At 69.3% G+C, this 26,300-nt stretch carries 20 protein-coding genes; 10 read left to right on the top strand and 10 right to left on the bottom strand.

The window, feature by feature from the left end; translation table 11 throughout:
- Positions 1-136 precede the first annotated feature (136 nt).
- Together Pmi06nite_RS05675 and Pmi06nite_RS05670 are read right to left on the bottom strand one after the other, a co-directional pair.
- Complete coding sequence (locus tag Pmi06nite_RS05675) at positions 137-805, bottom strand: nitroreductase family protein (protein ID WP_203951737.1); 669 nt, start codon at positions 803-805, stop codon at positions 137-139.
- A gap of 87 nt (positions 806-892) precedes the next feature.
- Complete coding sequence (locus tag Pmi06nite_RS05670) at positions 893-2,014, bottom strand: CaiB/BaiF CoA transferase family protein (RefSeq protein ID WP_203951736.1); 1,122 nt, start codon at positions 2,012-2,014, stop codon at positions 893-895.
- Between the two features lie 74 nt (positions 2,015-2,088).
- Between Pmi06nite_RS05670 and Pmi06nite_RS05665 the strand changes: the two genes are divergently transcribed.
- Positions 2,089-3,069 (top strand): NAD(P)-dependent oxidoreductase, encoded by a 981-nt coding sequence (locus Pmi06nite_RS05665; RefSeq protein WP_203951735.1) that lies wholly within the window; start codon positions 2,089-2,091, stop codon positions 3,067-3,069.
- Between the two features lie 66 nt (positions 3,070-3,135).
- Here Pmi06nite_RS05665 and Pmi06nite_RS05660 read toward each other — a convergent pair whose 3' ends face one another.
- Positions 3,136-3,870 carry an N-acetyltransferase gene (locus Pmi06nite_RS05660; RefSeq protein WP_203951734.1) on the bottom strand — a complete coding sequence of 245 codons (735 nt, stop codon included), beginning with the start codon at positions 3,868-3,870 and terminating at the stop codon, positions 3,136-3,138.
- 226 nt (positions 3,871-4,096) lie between these two features.
- On the opposite strand from Pmi06nite_RS05660, the gene Pmi06nite_RS05655 reads away from it, so the two are divergent.
- From Pmi06nite_RS05655 to Pmi06nite_RS05640, 4 genes are all read left to right on the top strand, one after another.
- Positions 4,097-5,470: an FAD-binding oxidoreductase gene (locus Pmi06nite_RS05655; protein ID WP_239113679.1), complete on the top strand. Its 1,374-nt coding sequence runs from the start codon at positions 4,097-4,099 to the stop codon at positions 5,468-5,470.
- 54 nt (positions 5,471-5,524) lie between these two features.
- Positions 5,525-6,784: a class I SAM-dependent methyltransferase gene (locus tag Pmi06nite_RS05650; RefSeq protein ID WP_203951733.1), complete on the top strand. Its 1,260-nt coding sequence runs from the start codon at positions 5,525-5,527 to the stop codon at positions 6,782-6,784.
- Positions 6,785-7,117: 333 nt separating this feature from the next.
- Complete coding sequence (locus Pmi06nite_RS05645) at positions 7,118-8,392, top strand: cytochrome P450 (protein WP_203951732.1); 1,275 nt, start codon at positions 7,118-7,120, stop codon at positions 8,390-8,392.
- 340 nt (positions 8,393-8,732) lie between these two features.
- The gene (locus Pmi06nite_RS05640; RefSeq protein ID WP_239113678.1) at positions 8,733-10,007 is read left to right on the top strand and encodes a cytochrome P450; all 1,275 of its coding nucleotides are present in this window, start codon (positions 8,733-8,735) and stop codon (positions 10,005-10,007) included.
- 13 nt (positions 10,008-10,020) lie between these two features.
- On the opposite strand, the gene Pmi06nite_RS05635 is transcribed toward Pmi06nite_RS05640, so the two are convergent.
- Entirely contained in the window at positions 10,021-11,652 is a 1,632-nt protein-coding gene (locus Pmi06nite_RS05635; protein ID WP_203951731.1) for a hypothetical protein, read from the bottom strand.
- Positions 11,653-12,233: 581 nt separating this feature from the next.
- On the opposite strand from Pmi06nite_RS05635, the gene leuS reads away from it, so the two are divergent.
- Positions 12,234-14,696 (top strand): leucine--tRNA ligase, encoded by a 2,463-nt coding sequence (leuS, locus tag Pmi06nite_RS05630; protein ID WP_203951730.1) that lies wholly within the window; start codon positions 12,234-12,236, stop codon positions 14,694-14,696.
- A gap of 141 nt (positions 14,697-14,837) precedes the next feature.
- On the opposite strand, the gene Pmi06nite_RS05625 is transcribed toward leuS, so the two are convergent.
- Both Pmi06nite_RS05625 and lexA read right to left on the bottom strand, forming a co-directional pair.
- Positions 14,838-15,938 (bottom strand): MalY/PatB family protein, encoded by a 1,101-nt coding sequence (locus Pmi06nite_RS05625; protein ID WP_239113677.1) that lies wholly within the window; start codon positions 15,936-15,938, stop codon positions 14,838-14,840.
- Between the two features lie 89 nt (positions 15,939-16,027).
- Positions 16,028-16,729 carry a transcriptional repressor LexA gene (lexA, locus tag Pmi06nite_RS05620; protein WP_203951861.1) on the bottom strand — a complete coding sequence of 234 codons (702 nt, stop codon included), beginning with the start codon at positions 16,727-16,729 and terminating at the stop codon, positions 16,028-16,030.
- Positions 16,730-17,519: 790 nt separating this feature from the next.
- Between lexA and Pmi06nite_RS05615 the strand changes: the two genes are divergently transcribed.
- The 3 genes from Pmi06nite_RS05615 (at position 17,520) to Pmi06nite_RS05605 (ending at position 21,477) form a co-directional block, all read left to right on the top strand.
- Positions 17,520-17,846, top strand: coding sequence for a LysM peptidoglycan-binding domain-containing protein (locus Pmi06nite_RS05615; RefSeq protein ID WP_203951729.1), 327 nt, complete (start codon positions 17,520-17,522; stop codon positions 17,844-17,846).
- A gap of 187 nt (positions 17,847-18,033) precedes the next feature.
- Positions 18,034-18,495 (top strand): transcriptional regulator NrdR, encoded by a 462-nt coding sequence (gene nrdR, locus Pmi06nite_RS05610; protein WP_203951728.1) that lies wholly within the window; start codon positions 18,034-18,036, stop codon positions 18,493-18,495.
- 99 nt (positions 18,496-18,594) lie between these two features.
- Positions 18,595-21,477, top strand: a complete 2,883-nt coding sequence (locus Pmi06nite_RS05605) for a vitamin B12-dependent ribonucleotide reductase (RefSeq protein WP_203951727.1) — start codon at positions 18,595-18,597, stop codon at positions 21,475-21,477.
- A gap of 130 nt (positions 21,478-21,607) precedes the next feature.
- On the opposite strand, the gene Pmi06nite_RS05600 is transcribed toward Pmi06nite_RS05605, so the two are convergent.
- From Pmi06nite_RS05600 to Pmi06nite_RS05590, 3 genes are all read right to left on the bottom strand, one after another.
- Positions 21,608-22,189, bottom strand: coding sequence for a 3'-5' exonuclease (locus Pmi06nite_RS05600; protein ID WP_203951726.1), 582 nt, complete (start codon positions 22,187-22,189; stop codon positions 21,608-21,610).
- Positions 22,190-22,277: 88 nt separating this feature from the next.
- Positions 22,278-22,793 carry a methylated-DNA--[protein]-cysteine S-methyltransferase gene (locus Pmi06nite_RS05595; protein WP_203951725.1) on the bottom strand — a complete coding sequence of 172 codons (516 nt, stop codon included), beginning with the start codon at positions 22,791-22,793 and terminating at the stop codon, positions 22,278-22,280.
- Positions 22,790-24,316, bottom strand: coding sequence for a DNA-3-methyladenine glycosylase 2 family protein (locus Pmi06nite_RS05590; protein ID WP_203951724.1), 1,527 nt, complete (start codon positions 24,314-24,316; stop codon positions 22,790-22,792). Before Pmi06nite_RS05590 ends, Pmi06nite_RS05595 begins: the two co-directional genes overlap by 4 nt.
- A 132-nt stretch (positions 24,317-24,448) precedes the next feature.
- Between Pmi06nite_RS05590 and Pmi06nite_RS05585 the strand changes: the two genes are divergently transcribed.
- Positions 24,449-25,306, top strand: a complete 858-nt coding sequence (locus Pmi06nite_RS05585; RefSeq protein WP_203951723.1) for an isocitrate lyase/PEP mutase family protein — start codon at positions 24,449-24,451, stop codon at positions 25,304-25,306.
- On the opposite strand, the gene Pmi06nite_RS05580 is transcribed toward Pmi06nite_RS05585, so the two are convergent.
- Positions 25,307-26,251 (bottom strand): helix-turn-helix transcriptional regulator, encoded by a 945-nt coding sequence (locus Pmi06nite_RS05580; RefSeq protein WP_203951722.1) that lies wholly within the window; start codon positions 26,249-26,251, stop codon positions 25,307-25,309.
- Positions 26,252-26,300: the final 49 nt, after the last annotated feature.

Below are 26,300 nucleotides of genomic sequence, written 5' to 3'. Positions count from 1 at the left end.
CGTCCTGACCTGCGGACTCACCGTTCGTGATCATGCGCGGATTCGGCCACGGCCGCTCTCACCTGCGACTTCGCCGTCCGTGATCATGCACGGATTCGGCCACGGCCGCTCTCACCTGCGACTTCGCCGTCCGTGATCATGCACTCGTCTCGTCGGCGGGCCAGAGCGGCTCGGGGATCTCGAAGCCGACCGGCTCGCCCCACTGGTTGCGGTAGCTCACCTCGTGTGCCGGCCTGCGCGGCGCCACGCCCCACCGGCCGGTCGGGTACCCGAAGGTGACCGTGCAGGCCATCTCCCAGCCCTTGCCCTCCGGGACGCCGAGGATCCGCATCGCCTCGGCGCCGTGGAAGAGCCCCAGCACCGTCGTCAGCGCGCTGCCGACGCCGAAGCCGCGGGCGGCGAGTTGCGCGCTCCACACCGAGGGGTAGATCGAGCCGCCGCTCGGGTCGTTCCTGGTGAAGGCGAACAGGAGCAGCGGGTAGCCCTCGAAGTGCTCCGCCAGGTGCATGGAGGACTTCATCACGCTCAGCGTCCTGGTGTCCCCGGCGGCCTCGGCCCGCTCCCGCGCGGCCTTGTAGTGCCCGTCGTACAGGGTGCCGAGCGCGTCGCGGTAGAGCGGCCCGAGCTGGGCCTTCACCGACGGGTCGTCCACCAGCATGAAGCGCCAGCCCTGCGTGTTGCCGCCGCTCGGCGCCCGGACCGCGGCGTCGAGAATCCGCTCCTGGATCTCCTGGGGGATCGGGTCGGGCTTCACCCGGCGCATCGCGCGCGTCGTGTACAGCGCCTCGAAGAGGTCCATGCTCATCGGCCGTTCATACCTCGCTCACGGTCTTCCGGCGCCTGGGCGCCGCGGTCTGGTCGGTCTCTCGGGGGGTCACGGGGCTCGAGACGCTCAGATCAGGACGCCCGCGTCGCGGTACGCCTTGGCCTCCGCCTCGGGGAGGCCCCAGGCGCCGAGGTCGCGCAGACGGGTGGCGGGGGACAGGTCACCTCTGCCACTCCCCAGCAGGCGGGGCGCGGGAACCGGCTGCACCACACCCTCGACCTCGACGAACGTCCCGCGGGCCTGGTTGTGCGGATGCCGGGCGGCCTCGCCCATCGACAACACGGGGGAGACGCAGGCGTCGGAGCCGTCGAAGATCTCCTCCCACTCCGCCCGGGTCTTGGACCGGAACTCGGCGGCCAACCGGTCCCGGATCGCCGGCCAGTTGGCCTGGTCGCCCCGGCTCGGCATGTCCTCAAGGCCCATCCGGGTGATCATCTCGGCCCAGAACTGCGGCTCCAGCGGCCCGACCGCGAGGAACCCCCCGTCGGCCGTCTCGTACGTGTCGTACATCGGGGCGCCCGTGTCCAGCAGGTTCGTGCCGCGGTCGCCCCACCCGCCGCTCTGGACGCCCTGGTAGAACATCGAGAACAGCAGTGCCGCGCCGTCCACCATCGCGGCGTCGATGACCTGGCCCTTCCCGGTGCGCTCCCGCTCGAACAGGGCGAGCAGCACGCCGTACGCCAGCATGAGGCCGCCGCCGGCGAAGTCGCCGAGGATGTTGATCGGGGGAGTGGGCTTGCCGCCCGCGCGGCCGAGCATCGACAGGACGCCGGCGATCGCGATGTAGTCGATGTCGTGCCCCGCCGCCGTAGCCAGCGGGCCGTCCTGGCCCCATCCGGTCATCCGGCCGTAGATCAGCCTCTCGTTGTCCGCGCGCAGGTCGTCGGGTCCGATGCCGAGCCGCTCCGCGACGCCCGGGCGGAAGACCTCGATCACGACGTCGGCTCCGGCCGCCAGCTTCTTGAACGCCTCGACGCCCGCGGGCGACTTGAGGTCGATGCCGATGGTGTGCTTGCCGCGGTCCATGACGTCGGGGCGCGGTCGGTCGGTCACGGCGGTGACGCGGTCGACGCGCAACACCTCGGCACCGTGATCGGCGAGCATCATCCCGGCGAACGGCCCGGGCGCGAGTCCGGCCAGCTCCAGCACGCGTACCCCGGCCAGAGGGCCCTTCCGGGGCTGTTCCATTCCACTCTCCTCGGTGGGTCCTACATTTGCTGCGCCCAGTAGAACATGTTTCTGGAGCGTGCGAGACTCCGACCGTGACGTGGAAGATCCTTGCGCTGCCCCCACTCCCGGAGGACGCCCTTCGGGACCTGCTCGGGGGCCTCGGCGACCATGCGGAGCTCGCCGTACCCGCCCGCCGTGACCGGGCCGCCCTGCTGGACGCGCTGCCCGAGGCCGACATCGTCGTCGGCGACTGGAGCGGCGCGCTCGTGCTCGACGCGGAGGCCGTACGGCATGCCCCGAGGCTGGCGTTCGTGCAGCAGCCCTCGGTCGGCGTGGACGGCCACGACCTGGAGGCGCTGGCGAAGGCCGGTGTGCCGGTGTCCAACACGGCCGGTGTCAACGCCGACGCGGTCGCCGAATGGTGCCTCGCCGCGTCGCTGGCGTTGCTGCGGCATCTGCCGGACGCCGATCGCGAGATGCGGGCCGGAGGCTGGCCGCAGTTCACCTTCCAGCGGCGCGAACTCGCGGGCGCCCGTGTCGGCGTCGTCGGCTTCGGACCGGTCGGGGCCGCGTGCGCGCGCATGTTCGGCGCGCTGGGGTGCCGGGTGTCCTACTGGTCGCGCACGCCCAGGCCCGATTCGCACGGCGCCGTCTACCTCGACCTCGACGAGCTGACCGCCTCCAGTGACGTGCTGGTGCTCGCCATCGCGCTCGCCGACGAGACACGCGGGCTCTTCGATGCCGTACGGCTGTCGCGGATGCCCCGGGGGTCCGTGCTCGTCAACGCGGCCCGGGGCCCGATCGTGGACGGCGACGCGCTGCTGGCCGCGCTGGACTCCGGCCATCTCGCCGGGGCCGCACTCGACGTCTACGACACCGAGCCGCTCGGCGCGGCGGACCCGCTGCGCGCGTCGGAGAAGGTCCTGCTGTCTCCGCACGCCGCCGCCGTGACACCGGAGGCGAGCGGCCGTCTCATCCAGTGCGTGCTCGACAACCTCGCGGCGGCGGTCGCCGGCCGTCCCGTCGTCAACGTCGTCAACGGCGCAGACCCCGTGATCCGCCGTCGCACCTGAGCCGTCGTGCTTGAGCCGACGCACGTGAGCACATCGTGTTCGAGCACGTCGTGTTCGAGCAGGTCGTCACCGGAGGGCGTGCCGTACCCAGACGTTGGGCTCGACGTAGACGGCGTGGTCCTCCTCGACGGCGACGTGCACGGGGTTCAGCGCCTTGGGGACCTCGGTGCTGCCCGTCCGGTCGAACGGGAGGCCCGTCCACCTGCGCCACTGGTCCAGAGTGCCGGGGATGGCCATCGACCTCGGGGCGACGCTGTCGATCGTGCCGCCCGCCCGGACGTGCACGCGAAGCCACGGATCGTGCGGGAGGCCGTCGTCGCGCGTCCTGAAGGCGTACTCGGACATCGGCGTCGACTGCTCGAGATGCTTGGCGTTGGGGCGCACCGGGGCGATGAGTTCGGCGAACCCGAGTCCGGCCGCCTGCTCGCGCAGGGCTTCGAGCATCACTCCGGAGAGCCCTCGCCCGAGCAGGTCGGGCCGGATCGAGATCTCGAGTGCGGAGACGGCGTTGGGACGGTCACCGCGCAGCCGGGTCCGCCAGGCGCGCATGACGACGCCGTCCCAGCCGTTCGCGGGAAGCGGGCCGTCGTCGAGCAGCAGAGGGACGGACATCGCCTTCGCGGCGAGTCGTCCGTCGACGGTGGCGACGACCACGAACTCGGGATAGGCCGTCGTGGCCACCGTGTAATACAGGTCGGCGATCGGATCGTTGAGCATGAACTCGGGCCAGGCGGTGGGCATGTTCCCCACTTCGCCGGCGAGGTGGGGGCGCTCCGCCAGGGTGCTCGTTCGCAGGTCCACGAGTCGTCATCCTGGCCGCAGACCACCCGCGTCGTCCATGGGTTTATCCGGGTGCCTACCGTCTGACCTGCGGCTATCTGACAACCTCGGTCGGAGTGCGCGTCTTGCCGTTCGCTAGGGCATACCCCGATGGTTTTCGCAGCCGTAACGTGTCTAATCTGGTCTGCGGTGTTTTCGAAGGATAACGTGCCTAGAGGCGGTCTCAATGATCCATGGGGGTGGTGCCATGCCCACGCGCAGCACGACCAGTATGACCGCCCACCAAAAGGCGGTTGAGCAGATCAGGGAGTCCTACGCGGCGATCCCTGACGACGCCGCCCCCCGGCTGGCGAAGGCCACCACGAACCTCTTCCGATTCCGCGAGCCGACCAAGACGGCGTCGCTGTCGGCCCGCGACCTGGACCAGGTGATCCAGGTGGACCCCGAGACCATGACGGCCGAGGTCCAGGGCATGACGACGTACGAGCACCTGGTGGACGCGACGCTGCCCTACGGGCTCATGCCGTACGTCGTGCCGCAGCTCAAGACCATCACCCTCGGAGGCGCGGTCACCGGCCTCGGCATCGAGTCGTCCAGCTTCAGGGACGGCCTGCCGCACGAGTCGGTCGAGGAGCTCGAGATCCTGACGGGGGACGGGCAGATCCTGGTCGCGCGGCCCGACAACGAGCACGCCGACCTCTTCAACGCCTTCCCGAACTCGTACGGCACGCTCGGCTACGCGCTGCGGATCCGCATCAAGCTGGCGCCGGTCAAACCGTTCGTGCGGCTGACGCACATCCGGTTCACCGACGCCGACAAGTGCATGCTCGCCCTGACCGAGATCTGCGAGAGCCGTACGCACGAGGGCGAGCCGATCGACTTCGTCGACGGGACGTACTTCGGTCCCGGCGAGCTGTACGTCACCGTCGGAACGTTCTCCGACAAGGCGCCCTACGCGTCCGACTACACCGGGATGCGCATCTACTACCAGTCGATCCAGACCCGGCCGCGTGACTGGCTCACCATCCGCGACTACCTGTGGCGCTGGGACACCGACTGGTTCTGGTGCTCGCGCGCCTTCGGCGTGCAGCAGCCGCTGGTCCGGTCGCTGGTGCCGCGCCGGTGGCTGCGCTCGGACGTCTACCGCAAGCTGGTCGGGTTCGACCAGAAACACGGCGTGACGGCCCGGCTCGACCGCTGGCGGAACAGGCCGGTGCAGGAGTCGGTCATCCAGGACGTCGAGGTGCCGGTCGAGCGGGGCGCGGAGTTCCTCGAGATCTTCCAGAGCGAGGTCGGCATGACGCCGGTCTGGATGTGCCCGCTGAAGGCGACCCGCGACTGGCCCATCTACCCGCTGGAGCCGGGCAAGCTCTACATCAACTTCGGCTTCTGGGGCATGGTCCCGCTGCCGCGTGGTCAGCAGGACGGCTACTACAACCGTCTCATCGAGCATGCCGTGCACAGGCTCGGTGGCCACAAGTCGCTCTACTCCAGCTCGTATTACGAGCGGGAGGAATTCTGGCGGCTGTACAACGGGGACTCGTACTGGCCGGTCAAACATGCGTACGACCCGGGCGGGCGACTGCTCGATCTGTACGACAAGTGTGTCCGGGCCAGGTAGGCAGTTCCTACGTGTGGATTGCGTACGTGATTTCGTACGTGGGGAGAGGTTGACATGACTCTTGCCGAGATTTTCGAGAAAGTCGTCGGAAGCGACGCGGGTGTGCAGTTCGAGGCCTACGACGGCAGCAAGGCCGGCTCATCCGACGCGGACATCCGCATCGAGGTCAAGTCACCCGCGGCGGTGGCCTACCTCGCCAAGGCGCCGGGGGAGCTCGGCCTTGCCAGGGCGTACATCTCCGGGCACCTCGATGTGCACGGTGACATGTACACGCTGCTCGACCGCATGTGGTCGCTGACGCTCAACGACCTGCCGCTCAGTGAGAAGGTCGCCGCGATCCGCTCTCTGGGGACCAAGCCGCTGCTGATGCGTGCGACGCCGCCCCCGCAGGAGATGCGCCGCAGCGCGATGGCCAGGCTCGGCAGCCGCCACGCCAAGCAGCGTGACGCGGAGGCGATCCACCACCACTACGACGTCTCCAACAAGTTCTACGAGTGGGTGCTCGGCCCCTCGATGGCCTACACCTGCGCGGTCTTCCCGTCGGCGGACGCGACGCTCGAGGAGGCGCAGTACGCCAAATTCGACCTGGTGGCCAAGAAGCTCGACCTGCAGCCCGGCATGCGCCTGCTCGACGTCGGGTGCGGCTGGGGCGGCATGGTGATGCACGCCGCCCGCGAGTACGGCGTGAAGGGCCTCGGCGTGACGCTCTCCCGCCAGCAGGCGGAGTGGGCCCAGAAGGCGATCGCCGAGGCGGGTCTCTCCGAGCTCGCCGAGGTCCGCTACATGGACTACCGCGACGTCCCGGAGACCGGCTTCGACCGGGTCAGCTCGATCGGCCTGACGGAGCACATCGGCAAGGAGCAGCTCCCCTCGTACTTCTCCTTCCTGTACGGCAAGCTCAAGCCGGGCGGGCGGCTCCTGAACCACTGCATCACGCGCCCGACGGGCACCGAGAAGACGATCAACAAGGGCGGTTTCATCAACCGTTACGTCTTCCCCGACGGTGAGCTCGAGTCGGTCGGCTATCTGGTCCGCCAGATGGAGGACATCGGCTACGAGATCCGCCACGAGGAGAACCTGCGCGAGCACTACGCCCTGACGCTCCGCGAGTGGTGCGCCAACCTCGACGCCCACTGGGACGAGGCCGTCGCCGAAGTGGGCGAGGGCACCGCCCGGGTCTGGCGCCTCTACATGGCGGGGTGCGTGGTCGGTTTCGAACGCAACAAGATCCAGCTCCACCAGGTTCTCGGCGTTCGCCTCGACGAGCACGCCGACGCGCACGTCCCCCTCCGCCCCAGCCTCGACTGGCCCTGATCCCACCCCCTTCGCCCCCGGTTGATCTCTCCAGGCTCTCCTCGCTCGCCGCGCTCTCCGCGTGATCATGCACAGATTCGGTGATCACGCGGTTGAGCTGGGCGATCACTGGGCGTGATCATGCACACATTCGTGGACGGTCGGTGTGACGTGCGCGAACGCGACTCGTGATCATGCGCAGGTTCGGTGATGGCTGGCCTGACCTGCGCAGACATGATTCGTGATCATGCACGGATTCGGCGGCGGCAGCTCTGAGCTGGGCGAAAGCCGTACGTGATCATGCAGTGAGGGCGAGGTCTTGACGCAAGCGGTCGCTTGCACAAGATTGGCGGCATGAGCGTGGCGCCAGAGCTCGACCTGTCGCGGATTCCGTTCTGGGCGCTGCCTCGAGCCGAACGGCTGGAGGCCTTCCGGCGGCTGCGCGAGCTGGACCGGCCGGTCTTCCTCACCGAGAGCAAGATCCCCTTCATTCCGCAGGGGGCCGGTTATTACGCGCTCGTACGGCACGCGGACGTGACCGAGGCCAGTAGGAACGCCGGGATCTTCAGCAGTGAGCCGACGTCCAACAGCATTCCGGACATGCCGCGCTGGTTGGCGGTCTACTTCGGCTCGATGATCAACATGGACGATCCCCGGCATGCGAGGCTCCGGCGAATCGTGTCCCGTGCCTTCACGCCGCGCGTCCTCGCCAAGATGGAGGAGGATCTCCAGCGGGCCGCGGAGGAGATCGTCGACCGGGCCGTGAAGGAGGGGGCCGGCGACTTCGTTCCGCAGATCGCCGCACGGCTTCCCGTCCAGGTCATCTGCGACATAATCGGCATTCCGGCGAAATTTCATGACATGGTGCTCAGCCGTACGAACACGATCCTGGCAAACGCGGACTCGGAGTATTCAGGATTCGGCGCGGACTCCGCACGTCCTGACGAGGTCGCCGGCCGCTGGACGACGGCCCGCGGCCTGATCAAACTGCTGCGGGCGGGCCATGAGCTCAGCTCGCTGGCGCAGCGACTCGGGCGCGAGCGCCGCCGCAACCCCACCGGCGACCTGACCAGCCTGCTCGTCAACGGTGAGGAGCGGCTCACCACCCAGGAACTCGGCTCGTTCTTCATCCTGCTCGTGGTCGCCGGCAGTGAGACGACGCGTAACGCGATCAGTCACGGCCTCAAGGCGCTCACCGACAATCCCGAGCAGCGCGCGCTGCTGACCGATGACTTCGAGGGGCACATCGCGGGCGCGGTCGAGGAGATCATCCGCTATTCGACCCCTGTCATCCAGTTCCGCCGGACGCTCACCGGTGATCACGTCATGAACGGCATGGAGTACAAGAAGGGCGACAAGGTCCTGCTGTTCTACAACTCGGCCAACAGGGACGAGAGCGTGTTCACGGATCCGGATGTTTTCGACATCACGCGCACGCCGAACCCGCATGTCGGCTTCGGCGGACCGGGTCCGCACTACTGCCTCGGCGCCCACCTGGCCAGGCGGGAGATCACCGTGATGTTCCGCGAACTGTTCACCCGGATGCCCGAGATCCGTGCCGAAGGCGAGCCGTCCTACCTGCTCTCCAACTTCATCAACGGGATCAAGCACCTGAGCTACCGCTTCTGACTGCATGATCGCGTACGGCTTTCGCGCAGGTCGGGGGTGCTGGCGCCGAATCTGCGCATGATCACGAACTGTGTCTGGGCAGGTCGGGGCGGCTGTCGCCGAACCTGTGCATGATCACGCGTTGCGTTTGCGCATGTCAGGCCGGCTGTCCGCGAACTTGTGCATGATCACGCCCGGGGTTTGTGCAGCTCGGCGGCCTGATCACCGAATGTGTGCATGATCACGCGGGGGAGGGGTGGGGGGTGGATAACTTTCTGGTAGATCTCCGGAGTCGGGGTGGTCTGTGGCAGGATGAAACAGAATCTGATTCTGTTTGAGTATCGCCAGAAGGGAACCGGCCGTGACGACTCAGCCAGTGGAGAGTTCTCCCATCAAATCGGCCGCGGACGTCGACCTGTCCGATCACGCCTTCTGGTTGCGCCCGGCCGACGAGAGGGAGCACGCCTTCCGCCTGCTCCGCGATCTCGACAAGCCGGCCTTCTTCGCCGAGCCCGACGTCCCGTACATCGCGGAGAAGGGTCTCGGCTACCACGCGCTCGTCCGGCACGCCGACATCCTCGAGGCCAGCCGGAACCCTGAGATCTTCGCCTCGGGCCTGGGCGGGGCCACCAGCATCATCGACATGCCTGCGGAGTTCGCCGAGTACTTCGGCTCCATGATCAGCATGGACGACCCTCGTCACGCCCGCCTGCGGCGCATCGTCTCCCGTGCGTTCACCCCCAAGATGATCAAGCAGTTCGAGTCCGACGTGGACGTCGCCGCCAGCCAGATCGTCGACGAGCTTCTGGAGACCGGCTCCGGTTGTGACTTCGTCACCGAGGTCGCCGCGCGGCTGCCGCTGAAGATCATCTGCGACATGATGGGGATCCCCGAGAGCGACTACGGCTTCGTCTTCGACCGGTCGAACATCATTTTGGGCGGGTCCGACCCCGAATACGTCTCCGACGTCGAGTCGATCGGCACCGCGCTGCTCACCGCCGGGATGGAGCTCCAGGAGCTCGTGCAGAGGCTCGCGGCCGACAGGGTCGAAAACCCCACGAACGACCTGACGTCCTCGCTGGTCAACGCCAACATCGACGGCGAGAGGCTGACCGCCCAGGAGCTGGGCTCGTTCTTCATCCTGCTCGTCGTCGCCGGCAACGAGACCACGCGCAACGCCATCTCGTACGGCATGCGCCTGCTGACGCTCAACCCCGACCAGAAGCGGTCGTGGCTCGAGGACATCGACGGCCGGGCGCCCGGCGCCGTGGAGGAGATCGTACGGATGGCCTCCCCGGTCAACTACATGCGGCGCAAGGTGACCCGGGACCACGAGATGAACGGCAACCTGTACCGCCAAGGCGAGAAGGTCGTCCTCTACTACTGGTCGGCGAACCGGGACGAGAGCATCTTCGACGACTCGCTCCGGTTCGACATCGCCCGCAACCCCAACCCGCATGTCGGCTTCGGTGGCCCCGGCCCGCACTTCTGCCTCGGCGCTCACCTGGCCAGGCGGGAGATCACCGTGATGTTCCGCGAGTTGCTCCGGCGGGTGCCTCAGATCGAGGCGGGGGAGCCCGAGCGCCTGTTCTCCAGCTTCATCAACGGCACCAAGCACATGGAGTGCACCTTCTGAACGGCTCCGGCGACTAGCTCGCCTTGAGCTTGCGCGTCGACTTGAAGACCGAGTTGATGTCGGGGAGCAGATCGTCCTTGAGTTCGGGGACGGCCACGTAGACGATCGCGGGCAGGTCGCCGCCGGTGTTGAGCGCCGCCACGGCGACCGTCGTGTTCTCGTGGTCGGCCGTGACCTTGTAGGTGACGAGCATGCCGGTGAGGCCGTTGTGCGAGTAGCGCTGGGAAGCGACCTTCGTGGCCGTGTTGCCCTTGGGGAAGAGCGTCTGCCGTGCGGTGGTCATCACGGCGGCGACCACGGGGGAGAGCTTGCTCGGGGTGGTGTACTTCGCGGACAGCGACTCCGGCAACGGGCCCGACATCACCTGGGCGAACTCAGGCTTGCCGCGCGTCGTCATCCCGGCGGGCACGTACTGGCGCGTCGAGAATCCGTACTTCGAGCGGACGGAGGCCGCGTTGGTGTCGACCTTCCACGGGCCGCGGAGCCGCGGCAGTGAGAGGGCGGCGTCCGCGTCGGACACCGTGCCCTTCACGGGAGAAGGCGTGCCCTTGTAGGCCGCCAGGGCCGGGAACAGCACCACCGGCTTGGCCGCGGACGACGGGGTCGGATCCACCGGCGGGGCGGAACTCTTCTCGGTGTCGCCGGAGCTGAGCGGCCCCGCGACGAAGGCCCACACCAGGGCGCCGATGAGCGCCACGATCACCGTGGTCACCAGCGCGAAGATCCAGACGGGACGGCCGCGCTCGTCGTCGTAGTCGTCCATCGTCTGCGAGCTGTCCCCGAAGACCGTGTCCCACAACTCCTGCTGCCGGTGTGCCGGGGGGGTCTTGGGTCCGCTGATCTGCCCTGCCGTCACGAACGGCTTGTACGGATCCTCGCCCCTGGGGCCGGCGGGGGAAGCCTGCTGCGTGACGTCGGCGGGCGGTCCGGGCCAAGGAGGGCTCGCCTGCGGGCCGGCCTGGGGGCCTGCCTGGGTGGGCGCGGCGCCCCATGCCGTGTCGGAGCCTCCCGCTCCGTTCGCGGGCCAGGCCGTGTCCGTGCCACCGGCCCCGGTCGCGCCCCAGGGGGTCTCAGTGGGTGAGGAGGGCGCGGGAGTCGACCATGCCGGTGTGGCGGGCGCAGGCGCGGACGGTGCGGACGCGGCGGCGGGCGCGGGCCATGACGCGGTGTCGCCCTGGCCCGGCTGGGACCACGAGCCGGTGTCGCCTTGGCCTGGCTGGGACCACGAGGGGGTGTCGCTCTGGATCGGCTGGGACCACGAGCCGGTGTCGCCCTGGCCCGGCTGGGACCAGGCGGGCTCCGAGGGCTCCGACGGCGCCGGACCGGGCCGGAGGGAGTCGAAGGGCCCCGGCGGTGTCGCCCGGGAGGCCTCGAAAGGCCCGGTGGAGGCGGGCCTGGGGTCGAAGGGGTTGGACGGCGACCACGCGATGTCCGAGGGTTCCGTGCCGGGCACGGGGTTGGTGACCGGGGTGAACGGCGACCGTACTTCCGTGCTCCTCTGCTGCTGCGACGACCATGCGGTGTCGGAGCCGCCGGACCCGGACCAGCGCGATTCGGGGGTGTCCGACGGGCCCCAGCCGGGCGTGGGCGCCGGGGAGGAGTGCCGGGGGTAGGAGGCGTCGGGCGCGGCGGGAATGGGGGGCATCGCCGCGGTCGCAGGGCCGTTCTCACCGAACGGTGGCACGGGGTCGGTGAACGAGGGGGAGGTGCCGGGTACCTCTGGCCACGCCGGTGGAATCTCCGGCCAGGCGTTCGACCGGTGTGGCTCATTGCGGTCCGAGGGCACGCTACCTCCCGAATTCATGCCCGGATTGGGGGTGCCTGGCATGTTCTCATGCGCCGTGGGGGGTGCCGCAGCGAAACTGGAGAATGCCCCACGAAACTGCTCCCCTGTGGGATCGGTTGGCGGATCCTGCATGGGCAGGTCCGGGAATGGGTCAGCCACAGCGAAGACAGTAGACTAAAGGGACATAAGAGGTCACTACGGATCTGTCTCCATCAGGCATCGTGGGTTGACTGACACCGTCAGCCCCCGAATATCCGTCGGCGACCGCCTTGTCGTCTGCGCTACGCTGGACTCGCGTGTCGCGACCCTGCTTATCAGGCAGCTGTTCCGATGTCGGCACGATATGCGGAAACGCAGGCTGCCCCTCGTGTGGAGCGGGGGGCTCCGTCATGAGCAGGCGTCTTCATCATCAGTGATCAGCCGCCTGGCGAGGAGTGGAAGTGGACGAGCCGGTGTACGACCCGCGGGCGCTGCAGGCCAAATGGCTGCCGCGGTGGGAGGAGCTCAAGCCCTTCGCCGCGGTGGAGGACGCCGCCGACACCAGGCCGCGCAAATACATGCTCGACATGTTCCCCTATCCGTCGGGCGACCTGCACATGGGTCACGGCGAGGTGTTCGCCATCGGCGACGTCATCGCGCGCTTCTGGATGCAGAAGGGTTATAACGTCCTGCACCCCATCGGGTGGGACTCCTTCGGGTTGCCTGCGGAGAACGCGGCGATCAAGCGGAACGCGCATCCGGCCGAGTGGACCTACGCGAACATCGAGACCCAGGCCAACTCCTTCAAGCGCTACGGGATCTCCTTCGACTGGTCACGCCGCCTGCACACGAGCGACCCGGAGTATTACCGCTGGAACCAGTGGCTGTTCAACCGCTTCTTCGAGCGCGGGCTGGCCTACCGCAAGGGGGGCCTGGTCAACTGGTGCCCCGTCGACCAGACCGTGCTGGCCAACGAGCAGGTCGTCGCCGGCAGATGCGAGCGGTGCGGCTCCGAGGTGGTCCGACGCGAGCTGACGCAGTGGTACTTCAAGATCACCGATTACGCCGACCGGCTGCTCGACGACATGGCGCAGTTGGAGGGCGGCTGGCCCGAGCGCGTGCTGACCATGCAGCGCAACTGGATCGGCCGGTCGACGGGCGCCGACGTCCATTTCCAGATCGAGGGCCGCGACGAGCCCGTCACCGTCTACACCACCCGCCCCGACACGCTGTACGGTGCGACGTTCTTCGTGGTCGCCGCGGACGCTCCGCTGGCCGAGGAGATCGTCGCCCCTGACCGTCGCGAGGCGCTGGCCGTCTACAGGGCCGAGGTCGCCAAGCTCTCCGACATCGAGCGGCTGTCCACCGACAAGGAGAAGACCGGCGTCTTCCTGGGGACGTACGCGATCAACCCGGTCAACGGCGAACGCATCCCGGTCTGGGCGGCCGACTACGTGCTGTCCGACTACGGCCACGGCGCGATCATGGCCGTCCCCGCGCACGATCAGCGCGACCTCGACTTCGCGGTGAAATTCCGCCTGCCGGTCAAGGTCGTGGTGCACACCGGCATGGCCGACCCGGGCGAGACCGGCATCGCGACCCCCGGAGAGGGCACCCTGGTCAACTCGGGGCCGCTTGACGGCCTGTCCAAGGTCGAGGCCATCGAGCGGATCATCGAGATCCTGGCCGAGCGCGACACCGGCAGGGCGACGGTCAACTTCCGGCTGCGCGACTGGCTGCTGTCCCGTCAGCGCTTCTGGGGCACGCCGATCCCGATCATCCACTGCCCCGACTGCGGCGAGGTCCCGGTCCCCGACGAGCAACTGCCCGTCACGCTCCCCGACGTGCGCGGCGCCGACCTCAAGCCCAAGGGCGTCTCGCCGCTGGCCGCCGCCACCGACTGGGTCAACGTCGAGTGCCCCAAGTGCGGCGGTCCGGCCCAGCGTGACACCGACACCATGGACACGTTCGTCGACTCGTCGTGGTACTTCCTGCGGTACGTCGACCCCCACTACGAGGACGGGCCGTTCGACGTCGAGAAGGTCCGCAAGTGGGGCCCGATCGACCAGTACGTCGGCGGCGTGGAGCACGCGGTCCTGCACCTGCTCTACTCGCGGTTCTTCACCAAGGTGCTGCACGACATGGGGATGGTCGACTTCACCGAGCCGTTCCTGCGCCAGCTCAACCAGGGCCAGGTCATCAACCGGGGCAAGGCGATGTCCAAGACGCTCGGCAACGGCGTCGACCTGGGCCAGCAGATCGACGCCTTCGGCGTGGACGCGGTTCGGCTCACGATGTTGTTCGCCGGGCCGCCCGAGGACGACATCGACTGGGCCGACGTCTCGCCGGCCGCGTCGCAGAAGTTCCTGGCCCGCGCGTTCCGCGTGATGGTCGAGGCCGGCGAGGCCTCCGCCGCCGGGGCCGACTTCTCGGCCGGTGACGTGGAGTTGCGCAAGGTCACCCACCGGACCATCGACGAGGTCACCAAGCTCGTCGAGAGCTTCCGCTTCAACGTGGCGATCGCCCGCACGATGGAGCTGACCTCGGCCGCGCGCAAGGCCATCGACTCGGGCCCCGGCGCCGCCGACCCCGCGGTGCGGGAAGCCGCCGAGGCGCTCGCCGTGATGCTCTCGCTGGTCACACCGTACGTCGCGGAAGAGGGCTGGGAGAGGCTCGGACACGGGCCTTCGGTCGTGCACGCGGGCTGGCCGGTCGCCGACGCGGCGCTGCTGGTGCAGGAGTCGGTCACGGCCGTCGTCCAGGTGGCGGGCAAGGTGCGCGACCGCCTGGAGGTCTCGCCGGAGATCTCCGAGGACGACCTGCGGGAGCTCGCCCTGGCCTCCGACAAGGTCCAGGCATACCTGGAGGGCACGCCGCGCAAGGTGATCGTGCGTGCGCCGAAGCTGGTCAACATCGTCCCGTGACACTCGGGCTACGGGGCGGCCGTCGACGCTCGCCGTATCGGCGATGAGAGCGTCGACGGCCGCAGCCGTCGCCGTGCCGCCGGACACGGCCGTTGACGGCCGCCGTGCCGCCGGACGCGACGGCGCCCGGCGGCCGACTGGTCAGAGTGCTCGCGTGATGCGGGAGAGCATCTCCTCGAGGATGGGACCCGAGGTGGCGAAGTTGAGGCGGGCGTGTGTGTCGGCGCCGCCGTATATCGGACCGGGGTTGAGCCGCACCTGTGCCTCCCGCTCGACGAACGCGGCGGCGTCAGTGATGCCGAAGTCCAGCCACGCGAGGTAGGTGGCCTCAGGGACCCGATAGCCGACCTTGGGTGTCAGCCGCTTGGCGATCAGCTCCCGGTTGCGGTCCAGGATCGTGAGCACTTCACGCTGCCACGCGTCACCGTGCCTCCAGGCCGCGATCGTGACGTCGACGCCCAGCACGCTCGGCGAGCCGTAGATGTTCGGTGGCTCCTCGGCCAGCGCGTCACGTACGGCCGCGGCCCCGACATGGGCGACGGAACAGTGCAGGCCCCCCATGTTGAAGGCCTTGCTCGCCGATGTGAGCGTGACGGTGCGCGTCGGGAGAATCGTGGCGAAGGGGATGTGCACCGCCGGAGCGTAGACGAGCTCGGCGTGGATCTCGTCGGAGATCACCAGGGCGTCATGCCGCTCGGCGTATTCGGCGACCTCCGCCAGCTCCGCACGGGTGAACGAGCGGCCCGTCGGATTCTGGGGGTTGACCAGGAGGACCACGGGAGCGGGCTCGTCCGGCATCTCGAACCGGCCGTCGGGCCCGATCGGGATGGGCAGCAGCCGCAGGCCCATGGCCTGGAGCGTCCCGAAGAAGGGGTCGTAGGCCGGCACGTGCATCGCCACGGCGTCTCCGGGCCGGGTGGTCAGCCGCAGCACCACTTGAAGCGCCTGGGCGATGTCCGTGAACGACCAGACGTGGCCGGGATCGAGCTGCCAGCGGTACCTGTCCGCCATGCGCTCGGCGAACGCCTCGGCGAGCGGAGGAACGTGGGCATCGTCCACCCACGTCGGGTAGCCCAGGTCGGTCTCGACGCGCCTGATGACGGCCTCCCGCACCGCGTCGGGCACGGGAAAGTCCATGTCCGCGACCCAGGCCGGGATCACGCCGGGCGGAGTGGACGCCCATTTGATCCCGTCGCGGATACGAGCGTCTTCAAGAGTGAGGGAGTCGAGATCGTTGAGCACGCCCTCACCCTATTTGCACCGGTTCTGGGCGCAAGGGCGGACCCGTCGCTCCGCAGTGCCGACCGACGCCGCGGAGCGCAGGTGCCTCTCTAGAGCTTGCGCAGGACCGCGGTGACCTTGCCGAGCACGGTCGCCTCGTCGCCGGGGATCGGCTCGTAGCTCGGGTTGTGCGGCACCAGCCACACGTGCCCGTCCTTGCGCTTGAACGTCTTGACCGTGGCCTCGCCGTCGATCATGGCCGCCACGATGTCGCCGTTGTCCGCCACCGGCTGCTGCCGGACGACCACCCAGTCGCCGTCGGCGATCGCCGCCTCGATCATCGAGTCGCCGGTGACCTGCAGCAGGAACAGTGTGCCCTCGCCCACGAGTTGCTTGGGCAGCGCGAAGACGTCTTCGATGCTCTGCTCGGCCAGGATCGGCCCACCGGCGGCGATGCGGCCGACCAGCGGCACGTAGGCCGCCGTGGGCCGGTTGAACCCGGCCTCCTCATCCTCCGACGCGTCGGGATCCACCCACAAAACCGGCTCACCCGGCAGCCGGACCTCGAGCGCCCGGGGCCGGTGCGGGTCGCGCCGCAGGTAGCCCTTGCGCTGAAGTGCCGTCAGCTGGTGGGACACACTCGAGGTGCTGGTCAGCTGGACCGCCTCACCGATCTCCCGCATGGACGGCGGGTAGCCCCGCTGCTGGACCGAGTCGCGGATCACCTCAAGGATCTTGCGCTGCCTCGGGGTGAGACCAAGCGAGTCACGCCTGCGAACCGCGAGATCGCTGACACTTTCCGCCTGCTCAATTCGGTCGCTCACGATGCCACCTCTCAATCCGTGTTCCTCAAGTCGCACAGAGCGACGGTACCTCGATTCAAGATCAATATCAAACAATTGTTCGATAGTCCTCGAAATCGTCGGTGCCGTGGTGTACAACATCGTACGGGAGTTCGATCGACATCGTGTTCGATTTTCCGATCTTCTTTTCAACTGTGTCCACGCAGCTCAGGAACAGTTAAGGGAGGCAGTCATGAGGCCGGAGCCCAACGTCCCCCGTATTGTCCGTATTAGTTCTGACGTTTCACGGCCTCGCGAGACCCGTGAACGGGTCCGCGGCACTCGGGAACACGCTTGCGAAATCCGTGAGGGTGCCACCGATATGCACGGTTCCCCTGACGCCCGTGCGCATGCCCGGCCGGAGCTTCCGAGTAATGTGCGGGAGTTCGTCCGGCCGGCGTCGCGTTCCAGACGACAGACGGCGCGTCCGCGCGGTGGGCCGCCCCGCTCCGGGGTCGGCGCAGAGACCGACACCGGCGCCGGCGCTGGGCCCGTGATCGACATCGGCGCCGGAGTGCTCGGTGGCCGCCCCCGTGTGGACGGCACGGTGGCACGGGGGGGCACGGTGCCTGGCCCCGCCGATGCCGCGCGCGCGACGCCGGCGCCCGAAGGTGCCTCCCGCCCCGGGGCCCACCCCCGCGCCGTCGCGCGTGTCCCTGGCCCGCCGAACGCCTCCCGTCCCGGAGCGCGCTCCCGCGCCGTCGCGCGTGTCCCCGGCCCTGCGAACGCCTCCCGCCCCGGGGTACACCCCCGCACTGGCGTGCGCCGGTCCGACCCGCCGCTGCGGCTGACCCGGCGGGGCAAGGTGGTCTTGGTCACGGTCGTCACGATGCTGGCTCTCGGAGTCCTGTGGTTGGGTACTCTCGCCGCGGTGACCGCTTCGACCGGCCCCGCGTCTCCCGCCCATGACGGCCTGCCGTACGTGGACGTCCAGCGGGGCGACACGCTGTGGAAGATCGCGAGCGCGGTGGGTGACGGTGGCGATCCGGCTCCGATGGTCCGCCAGATCATGAACCTCAACGGCCTGTCCGGCTCGCTCATCCAGCCGGGCACCCGGCTGTACGTCCCGAGCGGGATGCCGCGCTGAACCTTCCGTGACGCGCGGGGATACTCCTGTGACACGCGGGCTGAACAGCGACTTCGGTGTGGCGGGGCGGGTCGACTTGCGTTCATGGTCGGGCACTTCTACGGTTGGACCACAACATCTAGTAGTCACACCGATGTAAGTTCACCACACCTAGTGGTTACGGTGTGCGGTCCCGGGAGGTGATGACATGTACTGTCCGTTCTGTCGTCATCCGGACACGCGAGTCGTGGACAGCCGGTCGACCGAGGACGGGGCGGCGATCCGCCGCAGGCGGACCTGCTCCGAATGCGGACGCAGGTTCACCACCCAGGAGACCGTGCTCCTCATGGTGAGCAAGCGCAGCGGCGTGACCGAGCCGTTCTCCCGAGACAAGGTCATCGCCGGTGTCCGGCGGGCCTGTCAGGGCCGGCCGGTCAGCGAGGACTCGCTCGCGCAACTGGGGCAGCGTGTGGAGGAGACCATCCGGGGCACCGGATCGGCGGAGATCGCCTCTCATGAGGTCGGTCTCGCCATCCTGGGCCCGCTGCGGGATCTCGACGAGGTCGCCTACCTGCGATTCGCCTCGGTGTACCGGGGCTTCGAGACGCTGGCCGACTTCGAGGCCGAGATCGAGCAGCTCAGGGTGGCTCGGGCCCCGGCCGATCAGTAGCAGCCCGCCCCCGTGCCGGGTACCGGCCGGCACGTCGGTGTGGTTATAGAACATGTGGTCCGACAAGGGGCTCCCACCGGGCCCTTGAAGGGGGAAGTCATGACGGAGATCGTGAACGGCACCGCGACGGGGACCGGGGGGACGGCCGGCGGAGGCCGTGGGGGCAGGCGTCCGCGCAAGGGCCTCAAGATGAAGCGCATCTTCACCACCCCGGGGGTTCATCCCTACGACGAGGTCCGCTGGGAGCGCCGCGACGTCGTGATGACGAACTGGCGCGACGGCTCGGTCAACTTCGAACAGCACGGCGTCGAGTTCCCTGAGTTCTGGTCCGTGAACGCCGCCAACATCGTGACGACGAAGTACTTCCGGGGTGCCGTCGGCACGCCGCAACGCGAGTGGAGCCTGAAGCAACTCGTCGACCGGGTGGTGGGCGTCTACACCAAGACCGGCGTGGAGCACGGCTACTTCGCCACCGAAGAGGACGCCGAGATCTTCGACCACGAGCTCAAGCACTCGTTGATCCACCAGATCTTCAGCTTCAACTCGCCCGTTTGGTTCAACGTCGGCACGCTGTCTCCGCAGCAGGTGTCGGCCTGTTTCATCCTCGCCGTGGACGACACCATGGAAGCGATCCTCGACTGGTACAAGGAAGAGGGTGTGATCTTCAAGGGCGGTTCCGGCTCGGGCATCAACCTGTCCCGCATCCGCTCGTCCAAGGAACTGCTGTCCAGCGGTGGCACGGCCAGCGGCCCCGTCTCCTTCATGCGCGGCGCCGACGCCTCGGCCGGGACGATCAAGTCGGGCGGTGCGACCCGCCGGGCCGCCAAGATGGTCGTGCTCGACGTCGACCACCCCGACATCGAGGAGTTCATCGAGACCAAGGCGCGCGAAGAGGACAAGATCCGCGCCCTGCGCGACGCCGGGTTCGACATGGACCTGGGCGGCAAGGACATCGTGTCCGTGCAGTACCAGAACGCCAACAACTCGGTCCGCGTCTCCGACGAGTTCATGCGCGTCCTCGAGGCCGGCGGCAAGTTCGGCCTGCGGGCGCGACTGACCGGCGAGGTCATCGAGGAGGTCGACGCGAAGTCGCTCTTCCGCAAGATGGCCAAGGCCGCCTGGGAGTGCGCCGACCCCGGCCTGCAGTACGACGACACGATCAACGACTGGCACACCTGCCCGGAGACCGGGCGCATCACCGCCAGCAACCCGTGCTCGGAGTACCTCCACCTGGACAACTCGTCCTGCAACCTCGCGTCGATCAACCTGCTGAAGTTCCTGCGCGACGACGACACCTTCGACGTGCCGAACTTCGTCAAGCTGACCGAGCTGATCATCACCGCGATGGACATCTCGATCACCTTCGCGGACTTCCCGACCGAGAAGATCGGTGAGACGACCCGCGCGTACCGCCAGCTCGGGATCGGCTACGCCAACCTCGGCGCGCTGCTCATGGCCACCGGCCACGCCTACGACTCCGACGGCGGGCGGGCCATCGCCGGAGCGATCACTTCGCTGATGACCGGCACCTCCTACCGCCGCTCGGCCGAACTGGCCGCGATCGTCGGACCGTACGACGGCTACCAGCGCAACGCCGAGCCGCACAAGCGGGTCATGCGCAAGCACGCGGCGGCCAACGACGACCTCCGCACGATCGACGCGATCGACGGGGCCATCCACGCCGAGGCGACCCGGCAGTGGCAGGAGTGCCTCAAGCTCGGTGAGAAGCACGGCTACCGCAACGCCCAGGCCTCGCTCCTCGCGCCGACCGGCACCATCGGCCTGATGATGGACTGCGACACCACCGGCATCGAGCCCGACCTGGCTCTGGTCAAGTTCAAGAAGCTCGTCGGCGGCGGCTCCATGCAGATCGTCAACCAGACCATCCCGCGGGCCCTGCGGCAGCTCGGCTACCAGGAGGAGCAGGTCGAGGCGATCGTCGAGTACATCGGCGAGCACAGTCACGTGGTCGACGCCCCCGGTCTGCGGCCCGAGCACTACGAGGTGTTCGACTGCGCGATGGGTGAGCGGGCCATCGCCCCGATGGGACACGTCCGGATGATGGCGGCCACCCAGCCGTTCCTGTCCGGCGCGATCTCCAAGACGGTCAACCTGCCGGAGTCGGCCACGATCGACGACATCGAGCAGGTCTACCAGCAGGGCTGGAAGCTCGGCCTGAAGGCGCTGGCCGTCTACCGCGACAACTGCAAGGTGGGCCAGCCGCTCTCCGTGGCCAAGAAGCCCGCGGAAGAGGCGCAGGCCGAGACGCCCGCCGTCCAGGTCATCGAGGTGCCGCGGCCGACGCGCCGCCGGATGCCGAACCAGCGGCCGAGTCTGACCACGCGCTTCACGGTCGGCGGCGCCAAGGGCTACATGACGGCGTCCTCCTACCCCGACGACGGCGTCGGTGAGGTCTTCCTCAAGATGTCGAAGCAGGGATCCACTCTCGCCGGCGTCATGGACGCGTTCTCCGTGGCCATCTCGATCGGCCTGCAGTACGGCGTGCCGCTGGACACCTACGTCCAGAAGTTCGTCAACATGCGGTTCGAGCCGGCCGGGATGACCGACGACCCGGACGTCCGGATGGCGCAGTCCGTCATGGACTACATCTTCCGGCGGCTGGCCCTCGACTACCTGCCGTACGAGGACCGCGCGGCGCTCGGCATCTACTCGGCCGCCGAGCGTACGGCTCAGGCACGCGGTGAGGACCCGGCCGCGCTGCAGGACGTCGTGGACACCGCCGCGCTGGCCCAGTCGGCGCCGATCGAGGAGAAGCCGATCGAGGGCAAGGCGGCTGAGGGCAAGGCCGTGGCCGTCACCCCGCCCGCCTCACGTCCGGAACTCGAGCTCATCCCGTCGCTGGAGAGCCACGCGGGCCGTACGGCGGACGCCCCGCTGTGCATGACCTGCGGGACGAAGATGCGGCCTGCGGGAAGCTGCTACGTCTGCGAGGGTTGCGGCAGCACCAGCGGCTGCAGCTGAGATCGGGTGCAGACGCATCCGGCGCACCTGATCGGCTCCGGCTGAAACGGCGACTCTGAAGGGGGAACGGCTCCGGCCGTTCCCCCTTCTGCGTGCCAGGCGCCCCGGGTGCGGAGCGATTCGAATTCGTTCACCTGTGCGGCCGGCCCCAGGGGTCGTCCGGCCGTCCTCGCTGAGCGGTCGCCATCCGCAGGACGAGTGCGCCGATGTTCCAGGCGTCGTCCGCTCCGCTGTGGTGGCGCCCTTCCAACGGGAGCCCGGCGTGATCCAGGGCGGCCTTCATGCCCAGTCTCCGGGTCAGGCCGTAGACCTCGCGGAACACCGCCTTGGCGTTGACATGCCGCGCGCCGAACGGGTAGCCGCCAGGTGCGCACTGCCGCTCGAACTGCCGCCGGTCGTAATCGCCCCAGCTCGCCCAGGTCCGGTACCACGCGTAGTGGTCGCGCCTGAGGATGTCGCATGCCTCCGGGAATCCGACGCCGCCGTCGACCTCCTTCTGGGTCAGGCCGGTCAGCTCGGTGCAGAAATCGCCGACCGTCGACCGCGCCGGGCGGACCAGCAGCCGGTGGCGCGACACCCGTTCCATCGACTCCAGGTCCACGACGCAGAGCCCGATCTCGATGATCTCGCTGGTCTGGCCCGGTGGCGGACGGCCCTCCCAGCAGGTGGCCTCCACGTCGATCACGTTGAGGAAGCGTCCGAACGGCTCCATGGCGGACAGGCTAGTGATCGGGTTCGCGTCGGCGCCTCCCGATTTCACCCCGGCTTAACAGGCGATATGGCACAGAAGACGGCCGGGATCAGAAGAGCGTGCTCCCGCTGACCTGGCGCTCGAAGGCGAGCAGATGGCGTTTACGGTCCAACCCGCCCCCGTAGCCCACCAGGCTGCCCGAGGAGCCGACGACACGATGGCAGGGCACGATGATGCCGATCGGGTTCTTGCCGTTGGCCAGGCCCACGGCCCGGACGGCGGCCGGCTGCCCGATCCGCTCGGCGAGCTGCCCGTACGAGATCGTCTCGCCGTGGGGGATCTCGCGAAGGCCGGCCCAGACCCGCTGCTGGAACGGGGTGCCGACCAGCCTCATCGGGAGGTCGAACGTCGTGCGCCGCCCGGCGAAGTAGTCCGCGAGCTGGTCGCCGACCTCGGCGAACGGAGTGTCGTCCGGCTCGCCGAAGGTCTCCTCCGCCGGTCGGTGGCGCTGGCGTTCCATGTAGAGGCCGGCCAGGACGCCGTCCAGCGCCACGAGGGTGAGCGGGCCCACCGGGCTGTCCACCACGGTGTGCGTCCGGTGCCCCGTTCGGGCTTCCCTGGTCATCGAAGATCCCTTCCCGCCGGTCGGCCGGCTGTCGTCGATTCGCGATCCGCGTGCGCCTCCGGCATGCGGTTGATCGGGTGATCGCCGGTGGCCCACAGATGTTGTACGGCATAGGCGCGCCAGGGCCGCCAGGCGGCGGAGTGCCGGCTCAGGGCGGCGGGCGTCGCGGGCAGGCCCAGCTCGCGAGCGGCGACGCGGACGCCGAGGTCGCCGGGCACGAACGCGTCCGGATCGCCGAGAGCGCGCATCGCGATGGTCTCGACCGTCCACGGTCCCAGTCCGGGCAGGGCCGCCAGCTGGGCGCGGGCCCGCTGCCAGTCGTTGCCCGCGCCGAGGTCGACGTCCCCGGCGGCCAGGGCCGCGACCAGCGAGACGACGGCGTCGCGGCGTGCTCGTGGAAGGGCGAGCCCGGCCGGGTCCAACTCGGCCAGGGCCGCCGAGTCGGGGAACAGGTGGGTGAGCCCTCCTCCCGGGTCCGCGACCGCCTGGCCGTACGCGGCGGCGAGCCGTCCGGCATGGGTGCGGGCCGCCGCCGTGGACACCTGCTGGCCGAGCACCGCACGCACCGCGAACTCGTCCGCGTCGACGGTGCGGGGCACTCGCCGTCCGGGCTCCTTTTCCACGAGCGGGGCGAGGACCGGGTCGCGGCGGAGCAGGTCGTCGACGGCGACGGGATCGGCGTCCAGGTCGAGCAACTGGCGGCACCTCGTGATGGCGGTCGACAGATCGCGCAGGTCGGTCAGGGTCAGCACACAGGCGATGTGATCGTGTTCCGGCCGCAACGCGACCACGCCATGGCCACGGGGCAGGCGAAGAGTCCGCCGGTACGCGCCGTCCCGCCATTCCTCCACCCCCGGGACGGCGGTCGCGGCGAGATGGCCGAAGAGATTGCCGGGGCACAGCGGCGCCCGGAACGGCAGGCGCAGGGAGAGGACTCCGGGGGCCGCGGCCTGATGCCCGCGGGCCGCGCGGGCCCGGAGTTCGCTCGGGGTCAGGGCGAAGACCTCACGGACCGTGTCGTTGAAGGCCCGCACGCTGCCGAACCCCGCGCCGTGGGCGACGTCGCTCATGGGCAGGGAACTCGTCTCGATCAGGATCCGGGCCGTCTGGGCGCGCTGGGCACGTGCGAGCGCCAGCGGGCCGGCTCCCATTTCGGCGAGCAGTTGCCGTTCGATCTGCCGGGTGCTGTACCCGAGCCGGGTCGCGAGACCGGAGACGCCGTCGCGGTCCACGACGCCGTCGGCGATCAGGCGCATCGCCCGGGACACGACGTCGGCGCGCTCGTTCCATCGGGGAGACCCGGGGCTGGCGTCCGGCCGGCACCGTTTGCACGCCCGGAAGCCGGCCTGCTGCGCCGCGGCCGCGGTGGGATAGAACCGCATGTTCTCCGGCTTGGGCGGCACCCCCGGACAACTCGGCCGGCAGTAGATGCCCGTGGTGACGACCGCGGTGAAGAACCATCCGTCGAACCGGGCGTCCTTGGACTGCACGGCTCGCACGCATCGGTCCCGGTCATCATGCATGTCGACAACTGTGCGCCCAGCCATCCGCGCAAGCTAGCGGAAATCCGACATCAACGTCGACACGGCCCTCGGGTGACGTTGATGTCGGAATCTCGCCAGACCCCGGACCGCCGGTGCCGCTGGAATGCTCGTATGTCCATCTCTCACACTCAGACCGCGTTCTCGACCGACCGCGCCCGGCTGTTCCGCGCCCTGCACACGAGCGGCCGCCCGCTCGTGCTGCCCAACGTGTGGGACGTCGCCGGCGCCCGCGTGGTGGAGGACGCGGGCGCCGCCGCGATCGCCACGACCAGCGCGGGGGTCTCATGGAGTCTCGGCGCCGCCGACGGCGACCACCTCAGCCGCGACCTCGCCGTCGGCCTCGTCGCCCGCGTCTGTGCGGCGGTGAGGCTCCCGGTCACCGCGGACATCGAAGGCGGCTACGCGGACGATCCCGACGGGGTCGCGGTGACCGTCCGGGACGTGGTCGCCGCCGGAGCCGTGGGGATCAACCTCGAAGACGCCCGTCACGCCGGGCCGGCGGCGGCACTGCGGCCGGTGGGGGAGCAGGCGGAACGGATGGCGGCGGCCCGGCAGGCCGCCGATCCGGACGCGCTGTTCATCAACGCCAGGATCGACACCTACCTGCTCGCCGCCGGGGACCCCGCGACCCGCCTGGCGGACACCCTGAACCGGGCCGAGGCCTACGTCGCCGCCGGCGCGGACGGGATCTTCGTGCCCGGGGTCACGGACCCCGCGATCGTGTCGGCTCTGGCCGAGGGCGTGAGGGCGCCGCTGAACGTGCTCGCCGGTCCGGGGGCGAGCACCGTCGGGGACCTGGCCCGGCTGGGGGTGGCCCGCGTCAGCCTGGGCTCCTCCATCGCCGAGGCCGCCTACGCCGTCGTCCGGCGCGGTGCGCGAGAGGTGCTCACCACCGGCACGTACGGAACCCTCGCAGGGGCGCTCGACTACGGCGAGCTCAACGACCTCCTGCGCCGCCCCGAGGCGTGATCACGACGTCGCACGGGAGTACCGCTCGCCGAGCCGGCGGATGTGCTTCACGAGCTCGGGCGGCTCCGTGACCTCGAAGTCGGCGTCGAGCATGCCCAGGTAGAGGGCGAGCATGTGCGGGGTGTCCGAGCCCGCGGTGATCACGCAGGTGTGCTCGTCGACCGCCTCTACGGTTATGGCGGGCGGCAGTCGTCCGGCGATGACCTCCGCGGGCGCGTGCACGGTCACCCGGGCGCGGAACCTCCAGGTGGCCTGCCCCAGCCCGGCCATGACGTACGTCTCCAGGTCGGGCAGTTCCCTGGGGGTGAAGCGCGGGCCGGTGGGCGTCCTGGGCTCGATCCGGTCGGCCCGGAACGTCCGCCAGTCCTGCCGGTCGATGTCCCAGGCGACGAGGTACCAGCGGCCGCGGGTGTGCACGAGGCGGTGCGGCTCGACCTCGCGACGGCCTGCCGTACCGTCATGGCCGATGTAGTCGAACCGCAGTCGCTGATGGTCGCGCGCGGCTCCGGCGAGGGCGGTCAGGACCGAGGCGTCCACCGTGGGGCCAGACCCGGGGATGGTGACCGTCTGGCTCTGCACCGTGCTGACCCGGTGGCGCAGCCGCGCGGGCAGGACCTGTTCGAGCTTGGCCAGCGCACGCAGGGAGGTCTCCTCGATTCCGGACACGCTGCCGCCCGCCGCCGTCCGGAGTCCGACCGCGACCGCGACGGCCTCCTCGTCGTCGAGCAGCAGCGGCGGCAGGGAGGCGCCGGCGCCCAGCCGGTAGCCGCCGGTGACGCCCGGGCTCGCGTGGACGGGATAGCCGAGGGAACGCAGCCGCTCCACGTCGTTGCGGATGGTCCGCGTGGTCACGCCGAGCCGTTCGGCGAGTTGCGGGCCCGTCCAGTCACGCGGGGTCTGCAGCAGCGACAGCAGGCGCAGGAGACGTGCCGAGGTTTCCAGCATTCTTCGATGATTCCATCAAACGCGGAACGAAGCTTTCCGCATGGGATGA

Origin of the sequence: Planotetraspora mira, from assembly GCF_016863275.1 — a bacterium.
Taxonomy (GTDB): Bacteria; Actinomycetota; Actinomycetes; order Streptosporangiales; family Streptosporangiaceae; genus Planotetraspora; species Planotetraspora mira.
This window is presented reverse-complemented; position numbering and strand designations above follow the sequence as displayed.

Coding starts and splice junctions, on each gene's coding strand:
- Pmi06nite_RS05675 (WP_203951737.1), bottom strand. CDS start 805: ATGAGCATGGACCTCTTCGAGGCGCTGTACACGACGCGCGCGATGCGC.
- Pmi06nite_RS05670 (WP_203951736.1), bottom strand. CDS start 2,014: ATGGAACAGCCCCGGAAGGGCCCTCTGGCCGGGGTACGCGTGCTGGAG.
- Pmi06nite_RS05655 (WP_239113679.1), top strand. CDS start 4,097: ATGCCCACGCGCAGCACGACCAGTATGACCGCCCACCAAAAGGCGGTT.
- Pmi06nite_RS05650 (WP_203951733.1), top strand. CDS start 5,525: ATGACTCTTGCCGAGATTTTCGAGAAAGTCGTCGGAAGCGACGCGGGT.
- Pmi06nite_RS05645 (WP_203951732.1), top strand. CDS start 7,118: ATGAGCGTGGCGCCAGAGCTCGACCTGTCGCGGATTCCGTTCTGGGCG.
- Pmi06nite_RS05635 (WP_203951731.1), bottom strand. CDS start 11,652: ATGCCCCCCATTCCCGCCGCGCCCGACGCCTCCTACCCCCGGCACTCC.
- nrdR (WP_203951728.1), top strand. CDS start 18,034: ATGTACTGTCCGTTCTGTCGTCATCCGGACACGCGAGTCGTGGACAGC.
- Pmi06nite_RS05605 (WP_203951727.1), top strand. CDS start 18,595: ATGACGGAGATCGTGAACGGCACCGCGACGGGGACCGGGGGGACGGCC.
- Pmi06nite_RS05600 (WP_203951726.1), bottom strand. CDS start 22,189: ATGGAGCCGTTCGGACGCTTCCTCAACGTGATCGACGTGGAGGCCACC.
- Pmi06nite_RS05595 (WP_203951725.1), bottom strand. CDS start 22,793: ATGACCAGGGAAGCCCGAACGGGGCACCGGACGCACACCGTGGTGGAC.
- Pmi06nite_RS05590 (WP_203951724.1), bottom strand. CDS start 24,316: ATGCATGATGACCGGGACCGATGCGTGCGAGCCGTGCAGTCCAAGGAC.
- Pmi06nite_RS05585 (WP_203951723.1), top strand. CDS start 24,449: ATGTCCATCTCTCACACTCAGACCGCGTTCTCGACCGACCGCGCCCGG.
- Pmi06nite_RS05580 (WP_203951722.1), bottom strand. CDS start 26,251: ATGCTGGAAACCTCGGCACGTCTCCTGCGCCTGCTGTCGCTGCTGCAG.